Origin of the sequence: Pseudomonas sp. PA-5-4B (assembly GCF_021606215.1) — a bacterium.
GTDB lineage: Bacteria > Pseudomonadota > Gammaproteobacteria > Pseudomonadales > Pseudomonadaceae > Aquipseudomonas > Aquipseudomonas edaphica.
Window position 1 is genome coordinate 1 of record NZ_WKDB01000053.1, and the last position, 20,232, is coordinate 20,232.

Annotated in this window: 16 protein-coding genes; 4 read left to right on the forward strand and 12 right to left on the reverse strand. The window is 60.1% G+C overall.

Going from position 1 to position 20,232, the window contains the following annotated elements; translation table 11 throughout:
• Positions 1-252: 252 nt before the first annotated feature.
• The 11 genes from GIW28_RS22430 to GIW28_RS22480 form a co-directional block, all read right to left on the reverse strand.
• A complete protein-coding gene (locus GIW28_RS22430; RefSeq protein WP_177034665.1) occupies positions 253-1,482 on the reverse strand; it encodes a multifunctional CCA addition/repair protein in 1,230 nt (409 codons plus the stop codon).
• A gap of 63 nt (positions 1,483-1,545) precedes the next feature.
• Positions 1,546-3,111, reverse strand: coding sequence for a SpoVR family protein (locus tag GIW28_RS22435; RefSeq protein WP_017138056.1), 1,566 nt, complete (start codon positions 3,109-3,111; stop codon positions 1,546-1,548).
• On the reverse strand, positions 3,108-4,379 hold the full coding sequence (locus tag GIW28_RS22440; protein WP_017138057.1) for a YeaH/YhbH family protein: 1,272 nt from the start codon (positions 4,377-4,379) through the stop codon (positions 3,108-3,110). The genes GIW28_RS22435 and GIW28_RS22440 overlap by 4 nt, the downstream gene beginning before the upstream one ends.
• Before the next feature lie 113 nt (positions 4,380-4,492).
• Positions 4,493-6,415 (reverse strand): PrkA family serine protein kinase, encoded by a 1,923-nt coding sequence (locus tag GIW28_RS22445; RefSeq protein ID WP_026013778.1) that lies wholly within the window; start codon positions 6,413-6,415, stop codon positions 4,493-4,495.
• 285 nt (positions 6,416-6,700) lie between these two features.
• On the reverse strand, positions 6,701-7,030 hold the full coding sequence (gene glpE, locus GIW28_RS22450; protein WP_017138059.1) for a thiosulfate sulfurtransferase GlpE: 330 nt from the start codon (positions 7,028-7,030) through the stop codon (positions 6,701-6,703).
• Positions 7,031-7,039: 9 nt separating this feature from the next.
• Positions 7,040-7,888 (reverse strand): symmetrical bis(5'-nucleosyl)-tetraphosphatase, encoded by an 849-nt coding sequence (locus GIW28_RS22455; RefSeq protein WP_099550419.1) that lies wholly within the window; start codon positions 7,886-7,888, stop codon positions 7,040-7,042.
• Positions 7,888-8,268 carry a Co2+/Mg2+ efflux protein ApaG gene (apaG, locus tag GIW28_RS22460; RefSeq protein WP_169987482.1) on the reverse strand — a complete coding sequence of 127 codons (381 nt, stop codon included), beginning with the start codon at positions 8,266-8,268 and terminating at the stop codon, positions 7,888-7,890. The genes GIW28_RS22455 and apaG overlap by 1 nt, the downstream gene beginning before the upstream one ends.
• 231 nt (positions 8,269-8,499) lie before the next feature.
• On the reverse strand, positions 8,500-9,312 hold the full coding sequence (gene rsmA / locus GIW28_RS22465) for a 16S rRNA (adenine(1518)-N(6)/adenine(1519)-N(6))-dimethyltransferase RsmA (protein ID WP_056857851.1): 813 nt from the start codon (positions 9,310-9,312) through the stop codon (positions 8,500-8,502).
• Positions 9,309-10,298, reverse strand: coding sequence for a 4-hydroxythreonine-4-phosphate dehydrogenase PdxA (pdxA, locus tag GIW28_RS22470; RefSeq protein WP_169987480.1), 990 nt, complete (start codon positions 10,296-10,298; stop codon positions 9,309-9,311). The genes rsmA and pdxA overlap by 4 nt, the downstream gene beginning before the upstream one ends.
• Positions 10,295-11,635, reverse strand: a complete 1,341-nt coding sequence (locus tag GIW28_RS22475) for a peptidylprolyl isomerase (RefSeq protein WP_017138064.1) — start codon at positions 11,633-11,635, stop codon at positions 10,295-10,297. The genes pdxA and GIW28_RS22475 overlap by 4 nt, the downstream gene beginning before the upstream one ends.
• Entirely contained in the window at positions 11,610-14,435 is a 2,826-nt protein-coding gene (locus GIW28_RS22480; RefSeq protein WP_236446328.1) for an LPS-assembly protein LptD, read from the reverse strand. The genes GIW28_RS22475 and GIW28_RS22480 overlap by 26 nt, the downstream gene beginning before the upstream one ends.
• A 130-nt stretch (positions 14,436-14,565) precedes the next feature.
• Between GIW28_RS22480 and GIW28_RS22485 the strand changes: the two genes are divergently transcribed.
• The 3 genes from GIW28_RS22485 to GIW28_RS22495 are packed head-to-tail and all read left to right on the forward strand — an operon-like array spanning position 14,566 to position 17,031.
• Positions 14,566-15,591: an aminoglycoside phosphotransferase family protein gene (locus tag GIW28_RS22485; RefSeq protein WP_236446325.1), complete on the forward strand. Its 1,026-nt coding sequence runs from the start codon at positions 14,566-14,568 to the stop codon at positions 15,589-15,591.
• Positions 15,588-16,262 (forward strand): N-acetylmuramate alpha-1-phosphate uridylyltransferase MurU, encoded by a 675-nt coding sequence (gene murU, locus GIW28_RS22490; RefSeq protein ID WP_017138067.1) that lies wholly within the window; start codon positions 15,588-15,590, stop codon positions 16,260-16,262. The genes GIW28_RS22485 and murU overlap by 4 nt, the downstream gene beginning before the upstream one ends.
• A 1-nt stretch (position 16,263) precedes the next feature.
• Complete coding sequence (locus tag GIW28_RS22495) at positions 16,264-17,031, forward strand: TerB family tellurite resistance protein (RefSeq protein ID WP_169987473.1); 768 nt, start codon at positions 16,264-16,266, stop codon at positions 17,029-17,031.
• A gap of 143 nt (positions 17,032-17,174) precedes the next feature.
• Here the strand turns inward: GIW28_RS22495 and GIW28_RS22500 are convergent, their stop codons facing one another.
• Positions 17,175-18,149 (reverse strand): alpha/beta hydrolase family protein, encoded by a 975-nt coding sequence (locus GIW28_RS22500; protein ID WP_169987470.1) that lies wholly within the window; start codon positions 18,147-18,149, stop codon positions 17,175-17,177.
• 77 nt (positions 18,150-18,226) lie between these two features.
• Between GIW28_RS22500 and GIW28_RS22505 the strand changes: the two genes are divergently transcribed.
• Positions 18,227-20,221 carry a PAS domain-containing sensor histidine kinase gene (locus GIW28_RS22505; protein WP_017138070.1) on the forward strand — a complete coding sequence of 665 codons (1,995 nt, stop codon included), beginning with the start codon at positions 18,227-18,229 and terminating at the stop codon, positions 20,219-20,221.
• Positions 20,222-20,232 lie beyond the last annotated feature (11 nt).

A 20,232-nucleotide genomic window follows, 5' to 3' on the forward strand; every position in this document is an offset into this window, starting at 1 on the left:
AGTGGAAAGGTGGATGGCAGCTTTGCTCCCACTCGTGCTTCTAGCACCGCGGACTCACAGCTTGCCATCCACCCCTCTCACCTCAGAGTTTATTCCCAGATCAAGACACAAGCGGGCTTGCCCGCGAAAGCGGTGGGTCAGTCAGCATCATTGTTTACTGTGCCGACGTCTTCGCGGGCAAGCCCGCTCCCACACGTTTTGCGCTTAACTGAGCGGCATTGATGCAAACCCGTCTGCCACAAAGAGTAACGACTACAGGTTGTATTGCTCTTTGTAGGCTTTGAGCACCTTGAGTCGCTCACGCTTGAGCGCCTCGCCCAGCTCCGGGCCTTTGAAACCTTTCTCCAGCAAGGGCGCCACCGGTACTTCGCGAGCGGCCTTGGCTGCGCCGCGTAAATAATCCGCCTGTGGATAACTTCTCTGCTCCAGGCCCTTGCGGCCCCGGGCGTCCATTTCGCAACTCACCACAAACTCTTCAAAGCGCTGCGGCCGGCGATACACGTCAAAACTTTGCAGCAACTCCAGCAGCGTCGAGGCTTTCAGCTCCAGCGCACGGTGGCCGTGGGTGTGGTATTGGCCGACCAGCAGGGCCAGTTCCTGGCAATCCTTCGGCACCTTGAAGCGTTCATTGACCGCCTTGATCAGCTTCAAGCCCGTGTGTTCGTGGGCAATATGCTGCGGCAACTTATCCACAGGCGTCAGGCCTTTGCCCAGGTCGTGCAGCAGGCAGGCCCAGCGCACGGTCAGCGGCTGCTGATGCAAGGCGGCTTGCTCGAGCACGCTAAGGGTATGGATGCCGGTGTCGATTTCCGGGTGATGAGCCTCGGGTTGTGGCACGCCAAACAGTGCATTCACTTCGGGCATCAGGGTTTTCAGCGCGTTGCAGTCGCGCAGTACCTGAATAAACACCTGCGGCTGATCCTCCATCAGCGCCCTGGAAATTTCTTTCCAGCTGCGCTCCGGGGTCAAGGCTTGCAGTTCGCCGGACTCGCTGAGTTGGCGCATCAGTTCCAGGGTTTGCGGGGCGACGGTAAAACTCAAGTGAGCGTAACGCGCAGCAAAGCGTGCAACACGCAGCACTCGCAGGGGATCTTCGGCGAACGCGGGAGAAACGTGACGCAGAATCCGTGCTTCTAGGTCGCTCTGGCCGCCATAGGGATCGGTCAGGTTGCCGTCATCATCCTCGGCCATGGCGTTGATGGTCAGGTCACGGCGAATCAGGTCTTCTTCCAGCGTGACCTCGGGGCTTGCGTGAAACACAAAGCCGCCATAACCCCGGCCACTCTTGCGTTCGGTGCGGGCGAGGGCGTATTCGTCGCCGTTCTTTGGGTCCAGGAATACCGGGAAGTCAGCACCGACTGGCTTGTAGCCTTTAGCGAGCATTTCTTCAGTGGTCGCACCGACCACGACGCGGTCGATATCGGTGACCGTGAGGCCGAGCAGGCGATCACGCACCGCACCGCCGACTGTGTAGATTTTCATGAAAAAGCCTCCATTAGCGGCACAGGATACCGCCTGAGCCGGACCAATGGAGGCTTTGCTGTTTCAGAGATGTACGACGGCCAGGTCCAGGCGGCCGTAGTCGTTATCGTTGTGGTCGGTGCGTGGCGGCACGTGGTGGGTTTTCATCACCTGATCGCCCTGCAGGGTTTCCAGGTGAATGTCGAAGCCCCACAGCCGGTGCAGGTGTTTGAGCACTTCCTCGGTGGACTCGCCCAAAGGTTTGCGGTCGTGCTGCTGGTGACGCAAGGTCAGCGAACGGTCGCCGCGCACATCAATGCTGTAGATCTGCACGTTTGGCTCACGGTTGCCCAGGTTGTACTGCGCTGCCAGGGTTTCACGGATGGTGCGGTAGCCGGGCTCATCGTGGATGGCAGGCACCACCAGATCATCCTTGAGGTCGTCATCAAGAATGCTGAACAGCTTGAGGTCGCGAATCACCTGGGGTGACAGGTACTGCAGGATGAAACTCTCATCCTTGAAGCTGCTCATGGCGAACTTGATGGTCGACAACCAGTCGCTGCCGGCGATTTCCGGGAACCAGCGGCGGTCTTCTTCGGTGGGGTGTTCACACATGCGCCGGATGTCGCGGTACATGGCAAAGCCCAGCGCGTAGGGGTTGATGCCGCTGTAATACGGGCTGTCAAAACCGGGCTGGAACACCACGCTGGTATGGGAGGTGAGGAACTCCATCATGAAACCGTCGGTGACCAGGCCTTCGTCGTACAGGTCATTCATCAAGGTGTAGTGCCAGAACGTTGCCCAGCCTTCGTTCATCACCTGGGTTTGGCGCTGTGGATAAAAATACTGTGCGATCTTGCGCACAATGCGCACGATTTCTCGCTGCCACGGCTCCAGCAACGGCGCGTGTTTTTCCAGGAAATACAGGATGTTTTCCTGAGGTTCGGCGGGGAAGCGTGCATTGTCCTTGTCGCTGTTTTTGCCGGCCTTTTTAGGAATCGTGCGCCACAGGTCGTTGATCTGCTTTTGCAGGTGCTCCTCACGCTCCTTCTGGCGCAGGCGTTCTTCCTCGGCGGAAATCGGATACGGGCGTTTGTAACGGTCGACGCCGTAGTTCATCAGCGCGTGGCAAGAGTCGAGCAAGTCCTCTACCGCATCGATGCCATGGCGTTCCTCGCATTGCATGATGTACTGCTTGGCGAACACCAGGTAATCGATGATCGAGCTGGCATCGGTCCAGGTGCGGAACAGGTAGTTGCCCTTGAAAAAACTGTTATGCCCGTAGCACGCGTGGGCCACCACCAGCGCCTGCATGCAGATGGTGTTTTCTTCCATCAGGTAGGCGATGCACGGGTCGGAGTTGATCACGATCTCGTAGGCCAGGCCCATCTGCCCACGGGTGTAGGACTTCTCGGTGCTGAGGAAGTGTTTGCCATAGGACCAATGGTGATAGCCCAAGGGCATGCCGACCGAGGCGTAGGCATCCATCATCTGTTCGGCGGTGATCACTTCAATCTGGTTGGGGTAGGTGTCCAGGGCATAACCCGCCGCGATACGGCTGATTTCCCGGTCATAGGCCTGGATCAGTTCAAAGGTCCACTCGGAGCCAGTGGAAATGGGTTGGCGCTTATGCTCTTTTTTGGCGGTCATGTCACTAACCTGCGCTGGAAGAGTTCACGGAAGACCGGGTAGATATCGCCGGCCGAGACCAGTTGCTGCTGGGCGAACGTATCGGCAAAGGCTTCACCGATGCGCTCGTATTCGAACCACAGTGCCTGGTGCTCACGAGGGGTAATTTCAACGTAGGTGTAGTACTGCACGAACGGCATGATCTGGTTGATCAGGATGTCGCGGCAGATCGGCGAGTCATCGTTCCAGTTATCGCCGTCGGAGGCTTGCGCGGCGTAGATGTTCCACTCATTGGCAGGGTAGCGCTCGGCCATGATTTCCTGCATCAGCTTTAACGCGCTGGACACGATGGTGCCGCCGGTTTCCCGCGAGTAGAAGAACTCTTCTTCGTCCACTTCCCGGGCGCTGGTGTGATGGCGGATGAACACCACGTCGATCTTGTCGTAGTTACGCTTCAGGAACAGGTACAGCAGGATGAAAAAGCGCTTGGCAATGTCCTTGGTGGCCTGGGTCATGGAGCCGGACACGTCCATCAGGCAGAACATCACCGCCTTGGAGCTGGGGTTGGGTTGTTTCACCAGCAAGTTGTATTTGAGGTCGAAGGTGTCGAGGAACGGCACGCGGTGAATGCGCGCACTGAGTTTCTCGATTTCGGCCTCTATTTGCTGGATATCACCGAAGTTATCCGGTTCTTCGCGCTTTAAGCGCGCCAGTTCTTCCTTGGCCTCCTTCAGTTTGGCGCGGCTGCTACCGGACAGTGCGATACGGCGTGCATGGGCCGAGCGCAGCGTGCGAATGATATTGATGCGGGACGGGTTGCCCTCGTTACTGATCCCTGCGCGCACGGTCTTGAAGGTGTCGGTGCCGGTCAGGTTGCGTTTGACCAGGTTGGGCAATTCCAGGTCTTCAAACATGAATTCCAGGAATTCTTCCTGGGTGATCTGGAACACGAACTCGTCCATGCCCTCGCCGGAGTTGCCGGCTTTGCCGGGGCCTTTACCGCCACCACCGCCTTGGGGGCGCTGGATATGCTCGCCGGTGGTGAATTCCTTGTTGCCGGGGTGCACGACGGTCTGTTTGCCGCCCCGGCCGTGGTGCAGCACCGGTTCGTCGATGTCGCGTCCGGGAATGCTGATTTGCTCGCCATGCTCCATGTCAGTAATGGAGCGGCGGCTGACGGCCTCTTCAACGGCCTTTTTGATGTGGTCACGGTAACGCCGCAGGAAACGCTGACGGTTTACCGTGCTCTTGTTCTTGCCATTGAGGCGTCGGTCGATCACATAGCTCATGGGGAGCCCTCCGGGCAGCTTCACGTTACAAGCTTCAAGCCGCGAGCTGGAAGCTTAGAGACAAGCGGTCGGCTGCCGGGCCAGAAGCCCGGCAGCACGCGCCTGTCGCTGCCTTACTGTGATTTACGCACCCGCAGGTACCACTCGGAAAGCAGGCGTACCTGTTTGTCGGTGTAGCCGCGTTCGACCATGCGCGTAACAAAGTCGTTGTGTTTTTGCTGGTCCTCCTTGCTGGCCTTGGCGTTGAAGCTGATAACCGGCAGCAGGTCCTCGGTGTTGGAGAACATTTTTTTCTCGATGACCACCCGCAGCTTCTCGTAGCTGAGCCAGGTAGGGTTCTTGCCGTTGTTGTTGGCACGGGCGCGCAGCACGAAGTTGACGATTTCGTTGCGGAAATCCTTCGGATTGCTGATGCCGGCCGGTTTTTCGATCTTCTCCAGTTCCTCGTTGAGGGCCACGCGGTTGAGGATCTCGCCGGTTTCCGGGTCGCGGTATTCCTGGTCCTGAATCCAGAAGTCGGCGTACAGCACGTAGCGGTCAAAGATGTTCTGGCCGTACTCGCTGTAGGACTCCAGGTATGCAGTCTGGATTTCCTTGCCGATGAACTCGATGTAGCGCGGCGCCAGGTATTCCTTGAGGAAGCGCAGGTAGCGTTCGCGGGTTTCGGCCTGGAATTGCTCCTGTTCGATCTGCTGTTCCAGCACATAGAGCAGATGCACCGGGTTGGCGGCGATCTCGTGCGGGTCGAAGTTAAAGACCTTGGAGAGGATCTTGAACGCGAAACGGGTGGAAAGGCCGTTCATGCCCTCATCCACGCCCGCCGTGTCGCGATATTCCTGGATCGACTTGGCTTTGGGGTCGGTGTCCTTGAGGTTTTCGCCGTCGTACACGCGCATTTTCGAGTAGATGTTCGAGTTTTCCGGCTCCTTGAGGCGCGAGAGCACGGTGAATTGCGCAAGCATCTTCAGGGTGTCAGGCGCGCAATGGGCCTTGGCCAGGGAGCTGTTGAACAGCAGCTTGTCGTAAATCTTGATTTCATCACTGACCCGCAGGCAGTACGGCACCTTGACGATGTAGATCCGGTCGATGAAGGCTTCGTTGTTCTTGTTGTTGCGGAAGGTATGCCATTCCGATTCGTTGGAGTGAGCCAGCAGGATCCCGGTGAACGGAATCGCGCCCAGGCCTTCGGTACTGTTGTAGTTGCCTTCCTGGGTGGCGGTAAGCAGTGGGTGCAGCACCTTGATCGGCGCTTTGAACATTTCCACGAACTCCATCAGGCCCTGGTTGGCCCGGCACAGTGCGCCCGAGTAGCTGTAGGCGTCGGCGTCGTTCTGTGGGAATTCCTCGAGTTTGCGGATATCGACCTTGCCCACCAGCGCCGAGATGTCCTGGTTGTTCTCGTCACCTGGCTCGGTCTTGGCCACGCCGATCTGGTTGAGGATCGACGGGTAGAGTTTCACCACGCGGAACTGGCTGATGTCGCCGCCAAACTCCGACAGCCGTTTGGTGGCCCACGGCGACATGATGGTATTGAGGTAGCGGCGTGGGATGCCGAAGTCTTCTTCGAGGATCGCGCCATCTTCCGTGGCGTTGAACAACCCCAAAGGCGACTCGAACACCGGCGAGCCCTTGATGGCGTAGAAGGGCACCTTCTCGATCAGTTGTTTGAGCTTTTCCGCCAGGGACGACTTACCGCCGCCGACCGGGCCGAGCAGGTAGAGGATCTGTTTCTTCTCTTCCAGGCCTTGGGCGGCGTGGCGGAAGTAGGAGACGATCTGGTCGATGCATTCTTCCATGCCGTGGAAGTCTTCAAAGGCCGGGTAGCGGCGGATCACCTTGTTGGAGAATATTCGCGACAGGCGCGAATTGTTCGAGGTGTCTACCAGCTCCGGCTCACCAATCGCCAGCAGCAGGCGTTCGGCGGCAGATGCGTAGGTGCTGCGGTCCTTTTTGCACAGCTCGAGATACTCCTGCAGGGTGAGTTCTTCCTGCTGGGTGGACTCGAAGCGTTGTTGGAAGTGGCTAAAGATACTCATGACGTCGTCACCTCGCTCGATACGTGGAGCCGACGCCGGATCAATCAGTCGATGCTGGCAGCCATTGGCGATCGCCACTGGCTGTTTTCCCCCCAGAACACCCTGAAACGCTACCGATGACCCGCACGCCGGTGTACCGGCTCTCCCCTGATTCGGATGGCCTGCGCTTAAGGATAGTTCGGAATCCGGGAGGTCAAGGCGCGATGCGCAATTAGTTTGGCTGCGCCGTTCGTCAGAAACGGCGCAAGCCCAAGCGTCACGCGGGGTGGCGGGGTGTGAAAAAAATTATTGCGAATTGTCGGAGGCAATTTCTGCAGGATAGGTCGTACGCCACAGCTCGAAGCCACCGTCCAGGCTATAGACGTCGGAGAAGCCCTGGCTGATCAGATAGGCCGCTGCGCTCTGGCTGGAATTGCCGTGGTAGCAGGCCACGATCACCGGTGCGTCGAGGTCGGCGGCACGGATGAAGTCTTGGATGTTGTGGTTGTCCAGATGCTGCGCGCCGCTGATGTGGCCTGCTGCATAGGTCGGCTGGTCGCGGATGTCGACCACCACGGCGCCTTGCTCGCGCAGGGCCTGGGCTTGTTCGGGAGGGATACGTTTGAATTCGCTCATGGCGGGCTCCTAGGGCTTGGCGCCCGGCAGTGTTACAGAAGGGGGAGGTTCACACTGGCAGCTCAGGCGCTCGCCGGTGTCGATGTTCATCAGGGTCATGGCGCCGCCCCACACGCAACCGGTGTCGAGGGCGAACACGCCAGGTTCTTCGCATTTGCCTTCCAGGGCCGCCCAGTGACCGAAGATGATCTTCATGTCACGGGTCTTGCGTTCCTTGTGGGCAAACCATGGCTTATAACCGGGCAGCGCAGTGTCGGCGCCTTCCTTGCTCTTGAGGTCCAGCTTGCCTTCGGCGGTGCAGAAGCGCATGCGTGTGAAGTAGTTGGTGATCACGCGCAGGCGGGCCACGCCGGTGAGGTCATTGTCCCACTTGACCGGCTCGTTGCCGTACATGCCGTCGAGGTAGGCGGTGTACAGGTTGTCATCGGCCAGGGCGCTTTCGACTTCGGCGGCGCCCTTGAGGGCTTTCTTCAGCGTCCATTGGGGCGGGATGCCGGCATGCACCAAGGCCATGTTGCGGCCTTCGTCGTAATGCATGAGCTTTTGGCGGCGCAGCCAGTCCAGTAATTCAGTTCTGTCCGGCGCTTCCAGGATCTCGCGCAGGGTGTCGCCTTTTTTCAGGCGTTCGATGTTATTGCCGGCCGCCAGCAGGTGCAGGTCATGGTTGCCCAGCACGCACACCAATGAATCGCGCATCTTATAAAGAAAGCGCAGGGTCTCCAGGGACTCGGGGCCGCGATTGACCAGGTCGCCGACCAGCCACAAGCGGTCGCTCGCCGGGTTGAAGGCTACGCGCTCCAGCAGGCATTTGAGGGGTTCCAGGCAGCCTTGCAGGTCACCGACTGCGTACGTCGTCATCAGTGCAGGGCTCCGGGCACTGCGAGGCGAAACGGCGCGATGATGGCGTCGAACAGTTTTCCGTCGCTGGCTTTCATCTGATACGAGCCCTGCATGGTGCCGACTTTGGAGGTCATCACCGTGCCGCTGCTGTAAGTATGGCTGGCGCCGATGTCGATCAACGGCTGCTGGCCAACCACGCCGGCACCACGCACTTCCTCGACCTGGCCGTCGCCATCGGTAATTACCCAGTGGCGCGACAGCAGTTTGGCCGGCACCTGCCCGTTGTTCTTCACCGTGATGGTGTAGGCGAAGGCATAACGGTCGTGTTCAGGTTGCGATTGGTCCGCGAGGAAGCGGGTGACGACGCTGACGTCGATCTGGTAGCGAGGATCGGACATGCAAGAGGCCTTAAGAGCAAAAGCGGAGGACAGCAGATGCGGATCAGTCTAGGCCATGAGCGGGGCACTAGGCCAGACATGTGTCGGGCAGGCGGCAAGCGCTATCGGTATAACGCGGAGCAACTGTGGGGGCGGGCTTACTCGCGAATGCAGTGTGTCAGTCACTGAATGTGTCACTGATGCACTGCATTCGCGGGCAAGCCCGCTCCCACAGTTGTATCGAGTTACAGCTTATTCCACGGTCGGCGCAGGCTGGATCGCAAGCTGATCAGCCAGACGCACAAACGCGGCCAGGTCCAGTTGCTCGGGGCGCAGGCCACCGTCGACACCGGCGGCTTCGATCTCGGCGTTGCTCAGCAGCGCCTTGAGCGTGTTGCGCAGGGTCTTGCGGCGTTGGTTGAACGCTTCGCGTACCACGCGCTCCAGCAACTTGTGGTCCTTGGCCGGATGCGGCAGCACCGCGTGCGGCACCAGGCGCACGATGGCCGAGTCGACCTTCGGCGGCGGGTTGAAGGCGCCAGGGCCGACGTTGAACAGGTGCTCTACGCGGCAATGGTACTGAACCATGATCGACAGACGGCCCCAATCACCACCGCCTGGGCCTGCGGCCAAACGCTCAACCACTTCTTTTTGCAGCATGAAGTGCATGTCGCGGATGATCCCGGCATTGTTCAGCAGGTGAAAAATCAGCGGCGTAGAGATGTTGTACGGCAGGTTGCCGACCACCCGCAGGCTGTTGGGCGCGGCGTTGAGGCTGTTGAAGTCAAACTTCAGCGCATCGCCCTGGTGCAGGTTGAAGTTGGGCATACCGGCGAACTGCTGGTTGAGGATCGGGATCAGGTCCTTGTCCAACTCCACCACGTCCAACTGGCCGCCACTGTTGAGCAGGCCTTGGGTCAATGCGCCCTGGCCCGGGCCGATTTCCAGCAAGCGGTCTTCTGGCTTGGCATGGATGGAACGCAGAATACGGTCGATCACGCCAGCGTCGTGCAGGAAGTTTTGCCCGAAGCGCTTGCGCGCCCGGTGTTGGTAATGCTCAGTCATATACGGGTCTCGGCCATCTGATAGGCGGTTTCTAGGGCCACGTGCAGGCTGCCGGTATCGATCTTGCCGCTGCCCGCCAGGTCCAGGGCAGTGCCATGGTCGACGGAGGTGCGGATGATCGGCAGGCCCAGTGTCACGTTGACTGCGGCGCCGAAGCCTTTGTACTTCAGCACGGGCAGCCCTTGGTCGTGGTACATCGCCAGCACTGCGTCGCAGTGCTCCAGATATTTGGGGGTAAACAGAGTGTCTGCAGGCAATGGGCCGCGCAGGTCCATGCCTTCTTGGCGCAGACGCTCTAATGTCGGTTCAATGATGTCGATTTCTTCATGGCCCAAATGACCGCCTTCACCGGCATGCGGGTTGAGCCCACAAACCAGGATGCGTGGTTGGGCAATGCCGAATTTCTGTTGCAGGTCGGTGTGCAGGATGCGTGTAACGCGCTCCACACGCTCGGCAGTGATGGCGTCGGCGATATCGCGCAACGGCAAGTGCGTGGTCACCAGCGCTACCCGAAGGCCGCGAGTGGCCAGCATCATCACCACTTGTTCGGTATGGGTTAGTTCGGCGAGGAATTCGGTATGGCCGGAAAAGGCAATGCCGGACTCGTTGATCACGCCCTTGTGCACCGGGGCGGTGATCATACCGGCGAAGTCGCCGTCGATGCAGCCTTGGCCTGCGCGTGTCAGGGTTTCCAGCACAAACGCGGCATTGGCCTTGTTCAGTCGCCCGGCAACCACCTTGGCTGCCAGCGGGGTGTCCCACACATACAGGCTGCCGGCCGGGGCGGGCAGGTCGGGCCAGTTGCCCGGCGCCACGTCCAGCAAGGTGACAGCCACACCCAGCTGCGCGGCCCGCTCAAGGAGCAGGTCGCGACTGGTAATGGCAATCAGGGGGTGTGGCTGAGGGTGCGAGGCGAGCAGCAGGCACAGGTCTGGACCAATGCCGGCCGGCTCGCCGGGTGTTACCGCGAAACGCTGGGGTTTCACTGTGCTGCCTGGTCGGTGCCTGTTTGCTCGGCGCCTGGCAGCTTGTTCTCTACGTAGGCTTCGTCACGGATCTGACGCAACCAGGTTTGCAGCTCTTCGTCGTACTTGCGGTTACGCAGCACGGTCAGGGCTTGTTGCTCGCGGGCCTGGGTGGTGTTGTCGGTGGCGCGGCGGCCAAGGACTTCCAGGACGTGCCAGCCATATTGGGTCTTGAACGGCTTGGACAGAACGCCTTGCGGGGTCTTGGCCATGACGTCCTGGAACTCCGGCACCAGCGCTTTCGGGTCGATCCAGTTCAGGTCGCCACCGTTGAGGGCGGAACCCGGGTCTTCCGAGAAGCTCTTGGCCAGGGTGGCGAAGTCTTCACCGCCTTCGATGCGGTCATAGATCTTCTGGGCCAGCTCCTTGGTTTGCGCCTCGGTGCGGATTTCGCTTGGTTTGACCAGGATATGACGAACATGCACTTCGTCTTTCAGCGAGGTCTCGCCGCCGCGTTTGCCGAGCAACTTGAGGATGATGAAGCCGCCTGGCGTACGCGCTGGCTGGGTGATTTCACCCACATTCATGGCGCTCAGCTCACGGTCGAACGGAGGTGGCAGTTGCGCGGCTTTACGCCAGCCCATGTCACCGCCGTCCAGGGCGTTGTCGCTGCCGGACATGGCAATGGCCGTTTGGGCAAAGTCAGCACCGGCTTTCAGGCGATCATAGATAGCCTGGGTTTTCGCCGCAGCGGCATTGAGCTGCTCGGAGCTGGCGCTGTCTGGGGTTGGAACCAGGATATTGGCCAGGTGCAGTTCTTCGGAGAGCTGCATCTTGCCGAGGTCCGAGGCCAGGAAGTTCTTCACTTCCTGCTCAGACACCTGAACGCGCTCCGCTACACGGCGCTGACGCACACGGCTGATGATCATTTCACGCTTGATCTGGTCACGGGCGTCTTCATAAGACAAACCATCGTGGGCCAGGGCAGCCTTAAACTGGTCAATGCTCATGTTATTGCGCTGAGCGATGGTGCCGACGGCCTGGTTCAGTTCTTCGTCCGAAATACGGATGCCGGAGCGCTCGCCGATCTGCAGTTGCAGGTTTTCGACGATCAGGCGCTCCAGTACCTGTGGGTCCAGCACGCTGGTAGGCGGTACGCCGCCGCCACGCTTGGCGATGGTTTGCTGAACTTCCTTGACCCGTTGGTCGAGTTGGCTCTGCATGATCACGTCGTTATCGACGATGGCCACTACCTTGTCCAGCTGTTGAACCGCAGCGTGTGCCGATGCGGCCCCCAGGAACAGCGCGCCCAGCACTAGCGGGCGCAAGCAATCAGAAAGCTTGGTCTTCACGTTCACGATAACCTTCAATGCCTTTGTCGAGGAAGCTCTCTACCTTGGCGCCGGTCAGGCCGCCGAGTCCTTTGAGGACGATCTGGAAGAAGAGCCCGTGGTCACCCTTTTCGTTAAGCGGGGCGATCTGGCTGTATTCGTCGTTGGAAACCCAGTAACGGTTGATGACGCGCAGTTTCCAGCAGCAGTTGTCGTACTCGAAACCACCGAAGGCTTCCAGGGTACGGTTGCGGGCATAGTCATACTGCCAGCGGGTGATCAGGTTCCACTGCGGAATGATCGGCCACATCATCGAGAAGTCGTGTTGCTGGATTTTGTAGTAATCCTTCACGAAGTTCGGTTGACCTTCGGTGCCGTAGTCGCCACCGAACTGCCACTTGCCGGTCAGCTGGTTGTAGACAACCTGGTCGTTGCGATAGCGATAGCCGAGGTTGATAACCTTGTTCGGGTTGTCTTCCGGCTGGTAGTGGAACATCGCGCTGCCGGAACGAGGGCTGTGGCTTTCGGTGTCCCAGTTGTAGTCGGCAGTGGCGCGCCAGTCGCGGTTGAAACGGAACTCGTATTCCAAGGCGATCGGCGAGACATTCGAATGAGCGTCATCACGTGTCGCGGCATCAATACCTGGCAGTTGAACTTCACGATCCTTGAAGTAAACAGCCTGGCCGATGGATGCGCGTTGACGCTCAAAGCCGTTTTCTTGAATCCAGCGGCTGGTCAAGCCAAACGACAGCTTGTTCTCGTCGCCGATACGGTCCGAGCCGGAGAAACGGTTATCCCGGAACAGGGAGGAGTAGCTGAACACGTTTTCGCTGGTATCGAATACCGGAATGTCTTTTTGATCTTTCTCTGGTACGTAAAGATAGAACATGCGCGGTTCAAGGGTCTGGCGATAGTTTTCGCCGAACCATTGGGTATTGCGGTCGAAATACAGGCCGCTGTCGATGCTGGCGATTGGAACTGCACGATCCTGTGAGCTGTTGAAGCTCTCACCCAACGCCGAGGAGCCGAGGCGGTTGGTCAGTAGGTCATTTTTGCCGGTGCCGTCCAGGTCAAGATCGTACTTGGTGTAGACGTACTTGAGCTTCGGCGTGATGTAGCCGTAGGTCGCGGTCATCGGCAGGGAAATGCTTGGCGCCAGGTTCAGACGCGTACCGTTCGCACGGTTCAAGCCCAATACGTAGGTGTCCAGGCGACGCGTTCCAACCTCTCCGGTTAGTGGGTCGAATGGCCCACCGTCTTTTTCCGTGTAGTTGCCGGTTTTGAGATCTCGGTCAAACCTTACAGCCTCGGTTTCATAAGCGAGGTCGACGCCACCAGGATGGTAAGGCAACGTACCGTTGAAGGTCAGTTGCGGTAACCGGTCATAGGGGGTGATCTGCGAAACGGTCGCCAACTGATAGGACTGAACGTTCAAGCGCGCCTGATAAGAGTCGCCGCGATAGGTCAAGGCACCTTGTTGGTTCACAAAGTCCTGGGCTTGAACACCTTCCTGGTAAGTCTTCAGATCCTGGAAGAAGTAAGGGTCGCTGATGTTGGTGTAGTCGACCAGGGTGGTCAGGCGCGAATCCAACCCGCCCTTATGCTGCCAATTGAGCATGTAACGGGTTTTTTCGTAATCAGTTTGTTTCTTACGCTCGTCGCTGTCGTCGTTCAGGTACGCGCCGCCGAACTGCCCTTCGCTGGATTTGGTGAGGTAGCGGAATTCGCCTTCCACCATCATGCCGCGCTTGGTCATGTATTGCGGGTACAACGTGGCGTCATAGTTTGGCGCCAGGTTGAAGTAGTACGGCGTAACCAGTGTGAAGCCGGTTTCGCTGCCGGTGCTGAAGCTTGGCGGCAGGAAGCCGGATTGACGACGGTCGTCGATCGGGAAGTAGATGTACGGGGTGTAGAGGATCGGGATGTTCTTGATCCGCAACGTCGCGTTGGTGGCCGTACCGAAACCGGTGGCCGGGTTCAACGTGATGTTGTTGCCCTTGAGCTGCCAGGCGTTGCTGTCCGGCTCGCAGGTGGTGTACGTACCGTCCTTGAGACGGATGATCGCGTTTTCGGCACGCTTGGCGTACAGGGCGTTACCGCGAATGCGCGACTTGTGCAGCACGTATTCGGCATTGTCGATCTGGGCCGCGCCGGTATCGAGCTGGACCTCGGCGTGGTCGCCGACGATCAGGGCGCCGTTGTCGCGCAGACGCACATCGCCGTTCAGCTCGCCACGGTTCTCGGCCTGGTACAGGCTGGCTTCCTGAGCCTCCATCTGCATGCTGCCCTGGCGCATGACGACGTCACCGGCCAGGGTCGCAACCTGCTGTTCCTGCTCGTAACGAGACACCTTGGCACCGATGAAGGTCGGCGAATCGCTTTTGTCCGTCTTGTCGTTCATGCCAGGACGGGTCGGCTCGATGTACGCGCCGGAGCAATAGGGGCCGGTCTCAGCCAGTTGGGCTGCGGTCAGCTTGTCGCGAGGCACCCAGTCCAGGTGGCTGTAGTCGGCACTGCGCGAACGCAGGCCACGGCCCTTGGACTCGGTGACCAGGGTGGTCTTCGGCTCGGCCGCAGCGGTGCCGCCAGCATCGGCTTGCGCCGTGCTGCCAGCGGCGCTGACGGCTGCACCGTCGTGCACCGGGCGCGGTGGTAACGGGGCTGCGGCGGTTTTTGGCGCGCAATCCCAGGCACCCGAAGCAGAGACTGAGCAGTCATACTGTTCCGCGGCGACCACGAATGAGGTGGCGAAAGGTTGCATGGCCAGCAGACTGCCGGTTACCAGCAACGGAAATTTTCTACGAAACGCGGGGGATTTCAATGCCATCTTATTAGTCCGGGCTTCCTGCGTGCCATCTGCCCGCGGTTTGGGCCGCACGCCTCTCGATGGTCTGAAAAAGATGCGTGATAATAAAGCATGACCCGCTTGACGGCTAGCGCCGTCGGAGACCCTTGTAATGCCCGAGCAAGATCTACGTTTACAACAGCTGAAAGTTTGGCTGGATGAGCAGTTGCCGATCCTTTTCAACGCTCAGGACTGGGGTGTCGTACCTCCGGCCACATTGACCGCGGCCAGCAGCGACGCGAGTTTCAGGCGTTATTTCCGGTGGGAGGGCGGCGGTCGCACGTTCGTCGTCATGGACGCTCCACCGCCCCAGGAAAACTGCAAACCTTTCGTCGATATCGCTGATTTACTCGCGAAATCGGGAATAAATGTGCCAAAAATTTATGCAGAAGATTTGCCGCGCGGCTTTCTTTTGCTCAATGACCTGGGCAGAAAAACCTATCTGGACGTGATTGACGCGCAAAACGCCGATCAATTGTTTGCCGATGCCATCGACGCGTTGCTGGCTTTTCAGCAATTGCCGATGGACGCGCCGCTGCCCAGCTATGACGTGGCCTTGTTGCGCCGTGAGCTGGAATTGTTTCCGGAGTGGTACGTGCGCCGGCATTTGGGTATCGAATTCGACACCCGGCAGCAGGCCCTGTGGCAACGTGTCAGCGATAACCTGATCGACAGTGCCCTGGCCCAGCCCAAAGTGCTGGTGCATCGCGACTATATGCCGCGCAACCTGATGATCAGCGCGCCGAACCCCGGCGTGCTGGACTTCCAGGACGCGGTCTACGGCCCGGTTACCTATGACATCACCTGCCTGTTCAAGGATGCGTTTCTCAGCTGGCCCAAGGCGCGTGTGCAGGCGTGGCAACGCGGCTACTGGGAACGTGCTGGCGCTTTGGGCATCCCGGTGCAGGCGGATTTCAACGAGTTCCTGCGGGCCAGTGACCTGATGGGCGTGCAGCGTCACCTCAAGGTCATCGGCATTTTTGCACGCATCTGCCATCGCGATGGCAAGCCACGCTACCTGGCCGATGTGCCGCGTTTCTTTGCTTATATAGAAGCGGTACTGGCCGACCGGCCGGAGCTGGACGAGTTGGGCGAGCTGCTCGCCAGCCTGCGTGAACCAACCGAGGCGCGCGTATGAAGGCGATGATCCTGGCAGCAGGCAAAGGTGAGCGGATGCGCCCGCTCACGTTGCACACGCCCAAACCACTGGTGCAGGCGGGCGGCAAGCGTTTGATCGAGTATCACCTTGAAGCGCTGGCCAAGGCCGGCTTCACCGATATCGTGATCAACCATGCCTGGCTCGGCCAGCAGATTGAAAGCTACCTGGGTGATGGTGCGCAGTTTGGCTTGCGCATTCAGTACTCGCCCGAGGGCGAGCCGCTGGAAACCGGTGGCGGAATTTTCCAGGCGCTGCCGTTGTTGGGCGAGGAGCCTTTTCTGGTGGTCAATGGTGATATCTGGACCGACTACGACTTCAATCTCCTCAAGCAACCGCTCAAGGGCCTGGCTCACCTGGTGATGGTCGATAACCCGGCGCATCACCCTTCTGGCGGCGATTTCTACCTGGACGAAGGTCTGCTTCATGATGCCGCGCCCGGTGCCGATAACCTGACCTTCAGTGGCATTTCAGTTCTCGACCCGAAGTTGTTCGCGGGTTGCAGCGCCGGTGCCTTCAAACTGGCGCCGCTGTTGCGGGAGGCCATGGCCAAAGGTCTGGTAACGGGAGAGCACATGACAGGACGCTGGATTGATGTCGGCACGCTGGAGCGTCTGGCGCAGGTTGAAACCTTGCTGACTGCGGGGCAATAAGATGTTGTGGCCAGGGACACTGATCGGTGCCGGGGCTGGCTTTGCCATTGCCAGTATTCCGGGGGCCTTGTTGGGCGCATTGCTGGGGCAGGCACTGGATCGCCGCCTGCAGTTGCACAGCTGGGCGCAATTGCGCGAGCGCCTGGGCGGGCGCCCGGCGTTGCGCAACGACGAATTGCTGTTTGTTTTGTTGGGGCGCCTGGCCAAGAGTAATGGCCGGGTGGTGGATGGGCATATTCAGCAGGCGCGCCAGGAGATGCGCTCGCTGGACATGAGCGAGCCGGCCCAGCGCCGGGCGATTACCGCGTTCAATCGTGGCAAGTCGGGATCCGACCGAGTGCGCAATTACCTGCGCGTACTCAAAGCCCAACCCCATGCGGCAGAAGGTGTATTGCGTGCATGCTGGCGCATGGCCTGGGCGGACGGCAGGGCCGATGACGCCGAGCGCGACCTGATTGACCTATGGGGCAAGTGGCTGGGGTGGACGCCGCAACAGCTGCAGGCGCTGGCGTCTGATTACGCCCCCGAACGCAAGCCATTGGCCAGTCGTGGCGGGGCGTATCAGGAGGCGTTGCGGATTCTGGGGGTGACGTCCACCAGCGAACCGGCGGCGATCAAACGTGCCTATCGCCGCCTGCTCAGCCGCCATCACCCGGACAAGATCGCCGGCAGTGGCGCGAGCCTGGCGCAAGTGCGTGAGGCCACCGAGCGTACCCGCGAGTTGCACAATGCCTATGCGTTGATTCGTGAGCGGCGGGATTTCAGGTAGCCACCACCATTTGGAAGTGACAACCCAATCAGTGTGGGAGCTGGCTTGCCTGCGATAGCGATGTGTCAGTAACACAGATGTCACTGACAGTCCGCTATCGCAGGCAAGCCAGCTCCCACAGTTGATCGGCTTGCCAGGCTGGATTAGTTGGAGGCCGGCTCCGGGCTCAACCACCCGCGAACCCGCCGATACAGCTGCTCTTGCTCAGCCGCACTGTTGCCCGGCAAGGTCTTGAGTGACACCTGTTTATAGCTGTCATTCTTCGCCCGCTTGGCGGCCTGCATGCGTTCCCGGGCGTTTTTGCGCTCTTGAGCGCCGTCCTGGTAATACACATCCGCCGTCGGCACCTTCAGCGCCGGTGCCAGTTTTTGCAGGTCCGGCTGCCTGGCCGCTGGCGTCTTGCCATCCACCATCACCAACTTCTGCACTTGGGACGGCTGTTTCTCGCTCAGGTAGCGTGCAGCCCACCAGGCGCCGGTGCCGTGGCCGAGCAGTACCACACTGCGGGCGCTCTGGGTTTGGGCAAAGGCAACGGCGGCGTCAATGCGATCAAAGATGCGCTTGGCGTCGGTCTTGTCTTGTTCATCAGCACCAGGCACCACCGCCGGGTCAGTGCCTTCGGCTTCGGCGCTGGCGGCTTGTTCGATCGGTTTGGCGGCCGTGCTGCCGTCTTTGCTGCTGGTGTCGACGGCGGCTTTAGGTGGCTCCATGACCCGTGGCGGCAAGGTGTCGAGGTTCACATCCGGCAGCGACAGACTGAGGGTGCCCCAATTGGCATCGGGCAGCTTGCGCCGTAAGGGCGCGATTGCTTGCGGCCAGTCAGCACTTTCCCCTGCGCCCGGTACGATAATCACCACCCCTTCGGGCTCGGCGCTGTTGGCAGGTTTCCACAGCGCCAGAAATGAGTCGGTGCCGGCCTGCAACTGTTGTTGTTCCTGGCGTGGAAGTTGTCGCTCAAGGGCGTTGGCCTCTTCCTGGCTGCGCTCGGGCAGGGCTTGGCGTTCAGCCGGTTTTTCGGCGGTGGGCGCAGGCGCGTCGGCGGCGTGAACAGAAAAGGCGCTGGTAAATAGCAGCGATAGGCACAATGCTGGCAGTGCCGAACGGTGGGTAAAGGGCATCGTTAATTCCCGGCCAGAAGTGATTCCAGCAGCCTAATGGGTTGGTCAGTGTTTGTCAGTGATGTGAGACGTGGATCATGGGTTTTCGCTGTCTGCTGGTTATCGGCTGTGTGTGCTTTGCCTTGATGGCGAATGCCGCGCCTGCGCCTATCGCGCCGCAGGCGCAGCTCAATGCTCAGCAGCGTGAATGGCTGGCGCAGCACCCGCAGTTGCGCGTGGGACTGGTATTGCAGGCACCGTACGCCCAATACGATCGGCGCCTGCAGCGCTTGTCCGGGGCGAATGTCGAGTTGATGCAATGGCTGGCCAAAGCGCTGAATATCGACCTGACCTGGCGCAATTTCCCCAGCCAGGAGCAATTGGAAGCCGCCGTGCGCGATGGCGAGGTGGATATCGCCCCGGGCCTGCAGCAAACCCCGGCGGGCTTGCGTTTGTGGTTATTCAGCGACCCTTATATGCGCGTGCCTCAGCATATCGTCGGTATTCGCGAGGGCGGCGGCGCGGTGGAGCTGGAAAAGCTTGACGAGCTGTCCCGCGTCGCCGTGCGCATGCCCAGCGCTGTCGCCGATTACCTGCGCAGCAACTATCCCAACCTCAACCTGCAAGGCGTCCCTTTGGAGCGTCAGGCCTTGCAATTGTTGGTGAGCCAGCAGGCGCGTTATGCCGTGGTGGATGAGGCGCAATTGAGCCGATTGTCCGGCGAGGCGGAGTTTGCCGGGCTGGCGGTGGTCGGCGATATCGGCCTGCCGCAATTGCTGCGTGTGGCCACGCGCCGTGAGTGGCCGGAGCTGGCGAGCATCATGCAAAGTGCCTTGCGCGCGATACCCGCCCGCGACCTCGACCAATTGCACAGCCGCTGGCTGCAACCCAAATACCCACGGCTGACGGAATCGCCGGGCCTGTGGCAAAACCTCAGCCTGCTCTTGGCGATGTTCCTGCTCGCCAGCCTCGCCGTGGTGGTTTGGCAGCGCCGTCACCAGCGAGTGCTGGAACACAGCTTACTGGCCGCCCGAGAAGAAAGCGCCGCGCGTGCGGCCGGTGCCGAAGCGTTGCGGCTGACGCAGTTCTCCATCGATCAAAGTACGGTCGGCATTCTTTGGGTCAATTGGGACAGCCACGTGCGTTACGCCAACCGCGCCGCCGAGACCATGCTGGGCTACGCCGCGGGCGCGCTGATCGAGCGACCGCTGATCGATTTTGACCCGACCTTGAACATGGACCGCTGGCTCGACGTGTGGAAGCGTGCGCGCGCCAGCGAAGAAGGCCCGCAGACCTTCGCCGCCGATTGCGTGCGCGCTGACGGCAGCATCCTGCCGGCGGATGTGTCGTTGAGCTTCCTGCGCTTTGCCGAGGGCGAATACCTGGTGGTTTATCTCAACGACGTCACCGAGCGCCGTCGTTACGTGGCCGCCTTGCAGCAAAGCGAAACACAGCTGCGCGAGCTCTCTGCCCACCTTGAAACCGTGCGCGAAGAGGAAAAGGCGCGCATCGCCCGTGAAGTGCATGACGAGTTGGGTCAGATGCTCACGGTGCTCAAGCTGGAGACCTCGATGTGCGAGCTGGCCTATGCGCAATTGGACCCGGGCTTGACCGAGCGCCTGAACAGCATGAAACGCCTGATCGCCCAGCTGTTCCAGCTTGTCCGGGATGTGGCGACCGCGCTACGCCCGCCGATTCTCGACGCTGGCATCGCCTCGGCGATTGAATGGCAAGCCCGCCGCTTCGAAGCGCGCACGCACATTCCCTGTCTGGTACAAGTCCCGGATAACCTGCCGGCCCTCAGCGATGCCAAGGCAATTGGCCTGTTCCGCATCCTGCAGGAGGCGCTGACCAATGTGATGCGTCATGCCCAGGCGCATACTGTCGAACTGACCCTGACAGTGGAAAGCGCCGACTTGCGGCTGACCATCAGCGATGACGGCGTCGGTTTCGTCGAGAACCCCGGCCGCCCGGTATCCTTTGGCGTAGTCGGCATGCGTGAGCGGGTGCTGATGATGGGCGGGCAATTGAGCCTGCACAGCGAACTGGGGGAGGGCACCACCTTGAGTGTCACGGTGCCGTTGGATGCATAACGATAGGAGCA